Raw genomic sequence first — 3,838 nt, forward strand, 5'->3', positions numbered from 1 at the left:
CGGCGGCCCGGGCGCTGCGCGGTTTGGGCGGCGGAACGCGGGGGCGCGCGGCCCCGGCCCGGGCGCTAGCCGGCGGCCTCCGGCTGCGGCTTGCTGCGCGCCTTCAGGGCCGGAAGGAGCGTCCAGAGGACGATCAGCAGCGAGACGCCGAGGAAGGCCGCGCTCACCGGCCGCTCTACGAAGACCAGCAGGTCGCCCCCGGTCAGCATCATGGTCCGGCGGAAATTCTCCTCCAGCAGCGGGCCGAGAATGTAGCCGAGCAGGATCGGCGCCGGCTCGAAGCCGATCAGCACCATGATGTAGCCGACCAGCGCGAACAGCGCGACCGAGAGCACGTCGACATAGGAATGGGAGATCGAATAGACGCCCACCGCGATCAGCGTGACCACCGAGGGAAACAGGAAGCGATAGGGGATCTGGAGGATCTTCACCCAGATCTGGATGAGCGGGATGTTGAGGATCAGCAGCAGGACGTTGCCGACGAAGAAGCTGCCGACCAGCCCCCAGAACAGTTCGGGATTCTCGGTGACGACGCGCGGGCCGGGCTGGATGCCGTGGATGAGGAGCGCGCCCAGCATGAGCGCCATCACCGCGTCGCCGGGAATTCCGAGCGTCAGGGTCGGAATGAACGCCGCCTGCGCGGTGGCGTTGTTGGCGGCCTCCGGCCCGGTGATGCCCTCGATGGCGCCCTGGCCGAAGCGGTGCGGCGTCCTGGAGATGCGCTTTTCGACCGCATAGGCCATGAAGGAGGCCATCGAGCCGCCGCCGGCACCCGGCAGGACGCCCACGCCGATGCCGACCAGGCTGCCGCGCAGGATCGGCCACCAGCTCTGGCGGAGGTCCGCGGCGGTGGGCATCAGCGAGCGCAGGGTCACGCGCTGGCCCATCTTCACGTGTTCCTCCTTCAGTCCCGCGCTCGAAATCACTTCCGAAAGCCCGAGAAGCGCCATGGCGAGCGCCACGATGCTGACGCCGTCGAAGAGCTGCGGGATGCCGAAGGTGAAGCGTATCATGCCGGTGTTCACGTCGGTGCCGACCAGGCCCAGCATGAGGCCGATGACCACCGAGGCGACGCCGAGGAGCGGACTGCCCTTCACCAGGATCGCGGTGGCGACGAGCCCCAGCACCATCATGGAGAAATAGTCGGCGGAGATGAATTTCAGGCCGACCGCGGCGAGCGGCGGCGCCAGCGCGACGAGCGCGACGATCGCCAGGATGCTGCCGAGGAAAGACGCGAACGTCGTCATGAACAGCGCGACGCCCGCCCGGCCCTGCTGCGCCATCGGGTAGCCGTCGAGGCAGGTGACGGCGGTGGAGGCGGTCCCGGGCAGGTTGAGCAGGATGGAGGCCACCGAGCCGCCATACTGGGCGCCGTAATAGATGCCCGCCAGCATGACCAGCGAAGCAGTGGGCGGCGCGTGAAAGGTCAGCGGCATCAGCATCGTGATGGCGGCGAAATGGCCGATCCCGGGCAGCACGCCCACGATCATCCCGAGCGTCACCCCGAGCATGCAATAGACGAGGTTGTCGAAGGCGAGCGCCGTCGACAGTGCCAGGTCGATGTTTTGGAGGAACGCCGTCATGGCCGCCACATGAACGGCTTGAGCGGCATGCTCAGCATCAGCACGAAGACCACGTAGACGAGTGCGATCATGCAGCAGGTGAGGAAAAGCACGGCCCGGAGGCTGTGGCCGCGCAGGCTCAGAGTCGCCACGATCGTGACCAGCGCGACCGAGGGGATCAGGCCGAAGCGGTCGATCGTCACGGCGAACAGGACGAGCGCCGCCGGGATCAGCAAATAGGGCCGGAGGTTCAGTTCCACCCCGACATCCGGCTGCTTCAGCGCGCCGATCGAAAGGCCGACGCCGCACAGGAACAGGATCGTGCCGAGCGCGACCGGGAAGAATCCGGGATCCGGCGCTTCCAGCGTTCCGATCCCGTAGCTGCGGCCGCGCCAGGCGATGAAGGCACCGAGCAGGATGCAGAACAGACCTGCGAGCAGGTTCTTTCTGGGTAGCGTCAGCAACGGATTCGCTCCCCTTGGCGAATGGGCACGGCGGGCAGGCGCGTGCCGTCTCCTATGTCCGCGAATCGGAAGCAGCCCGTTGGCGGGCTGCCCGTCCGCGTTTCGGAAGGCGTCATACCACGCCCCGAGGCGTCAGCGGCCCTTGAGTCCCGCCGCCTTGACGATCTCGGCAAACTGCGTCCGCTGCTTCGCGAGGCTCGCGGTGAATTCCGCGGACGTGCTCGGATAGGGCGAAGCGCCGTTGGCCTTGAGCTTTGCCTGCGCGTCCGGCGAAGCGAGGATCTCGACGACGGCCTTCTGCAGCTTGTCGACGATGGCCGCGGGCGTGCCGGCGGGGGCGTAGAGCCCGGTCCACTGGGTGGCGTCGAGATCGGAGAGGCCGCTCTCGATCAGCGTCGGAAGCTCCGGCTCGAGGTCGATGCGCTTCGCTTCGGCGACGGCGAGAAGCTTGACCTTGCCGGCCTCGACATAGGGACGCGAGGACGAATAGGCGAGGACGCCGAAGGGCACCTCGTTGCTCGCGACCGCGGCCGCCGCCGGGGCACCCCCGCGATAGCCGATGTGACGGAGCTTCAGGCCGGCCTTCACCGCGATCCACTCGCCGACCAGCTGGTTCAGCGATCCGTTCGCCGGGGAGGAGAAGTTCATCTGCTTCGCCTTGGACTGCTCGATCAGGTCCGCCATCGAGCCGAGGCCCGACTGCGTGCTGGCGGCGATGACGAGCGGCGTGGCCGTCATCGTCGTGATCGGGACGAAGTCCTCCGCGATCTTGTACGGCGTGGTCTCGAAGATCAGCTCGTTGATGACGCTGACGAGCGGCTCGGCCGCGAGCAGCGTATAGCCGTCGGGCTCCGCCCGGGCCGCCGCCTGCGCCGCGATGAAGCCGTTGCCGCCCGTGCGGTTCTCGACGATGACCTGCTGGCCCCATTTCTGCGTCAGGCCTTCCCCGACGATCCGCGCGGCGATGTCGACGATGCCGCCGGGCGCGAAGGGCACGAGGATCGTGATCGGCTTTTCGGGGTAGCTGTCCTGGGCCATGACGGCGGTCGTGCTCGCCAGGACGGCGCCGACGGCCAGTGCGATGAGGCGTCTCATTGTGGTTCCCTTCCTCTCCAGTCGCTTCGTTTGTTGTGGTCTTCTTGTTCGTATCTATTCGCCGCGCGACAGCGGCGTACTCGCATAGCCGGCCGCCACGTGCACGTCGATCAGGTAGGGCTTTCCGGCCGCCACCTCGTCGAAGCCGCGCCGGATCGCGGCCTCGAGGCCGGCATGGTCGCGCACCGGACCTTCGGCGGCGACGCCCTGCGCGCGCGCCAGCGCCGCGAGGTCGAGTGCCGGGTCGTCGATCCGCTGGCCGATCCAGCGGTTCTCGACCGGGCGGTTGCGCGCCTTCGCCACCGTCTCCTGGTGGATCTCGTCGTTGAAGTTCGAGCGGTTGTTGGAGACGATGAAGAGCGCCGGGATCTCGTAATGCGCGGCCGTCCAGAGCGCCGTGCAGCCCTGCATGAAGTCGCCGTCGCCGAGGACGGAGACCACGATGCGCGGGTCGTCCTTCAGCGCGAGCGCCGCGCCGACGGTGTTGCCCGGCCCGGCGGCGAGGCCGGCGCCGCCGTCATGGCCCAGGAAGTCGAGCGGCCCGGCGAACGGGTAGAGGTCGCCGGCCCAGCCGATCGGCACATGCGCGAGCGTCATCGGACGGTCGCCGCGCAGCTTGACGAGCGCCACCTCGATGTCGCGCGGCGCGATCTCCTCGCCCGGTCCGGCGGTGTAGCGCGCCTCGGGCGCCGGCCGCGGCGCGCGCGCCGGCCGCGC

4 protein-coding genes are annotated in these 3,838 nt (G+C 68.7%); all 4 read right to left on the reverse strand.

The features are described 5' to 3' along the window. Positions 1-65: 65 nt before the first annotated feature. Positions 66-1,583 (reverse strand): tripartite tricarboxylate transporter permease, encoded by a 1,518-nt coding sequence (locus E4O86_RS22450; RefSeq protein ID WP_161142770.1) that lies wholly within the window; start codon positions 1,581-1,583, stop codon positions 66-68. Then, complete coding sequence (locus E4O86_RS22455; RefSeq protein ID WP_161142771.1) at positions 1,580-2,026, reverse strand: tripartite tricarboxylate transporter TctB family protein; 447 nt, start codon at positions 2,024-2,026, stop codon at positions 1,580-1,582. Before E4O86_RS22455 ends, E4O86_RS22450 begins: the two co-directional genes overlap by 4 nt. 132 nt (positions 2,027-2,158) lie before the next feature. Continuing rightward, positions 2,159-3,121: a Bug family tripartite tricarboxylate transporter substrate binding protein gene (locus tag E4O86_RS22460; protein WP_161142772.1), complete on the reverse strand. Its 963-nt coding sequence runs from the start codon at positions 3,119-3,121 to the stop codon at positions 2,159-2,161. A 54-nt stretch (positions 3,122-3,175) separates the two neighbouring features. Then, positions 3,176-3,838: thiamine pyrophosphate-dependent enzyme (locus E4O86_RS22465; RefSeq protein ID WP_246206565.1), on the reverse strand; the 663-nt coding region annotated here is incomplete at its 5' end.

It is taken from the genome of Propylenella binzhouense (assembly GCF_009866965.1).
GTDB lineage: Bacteria > Pseudomonadota > Alphaproteobacteria > Rhizobiales > Afifellaceae > Propylenella > Propylenella binzhouense.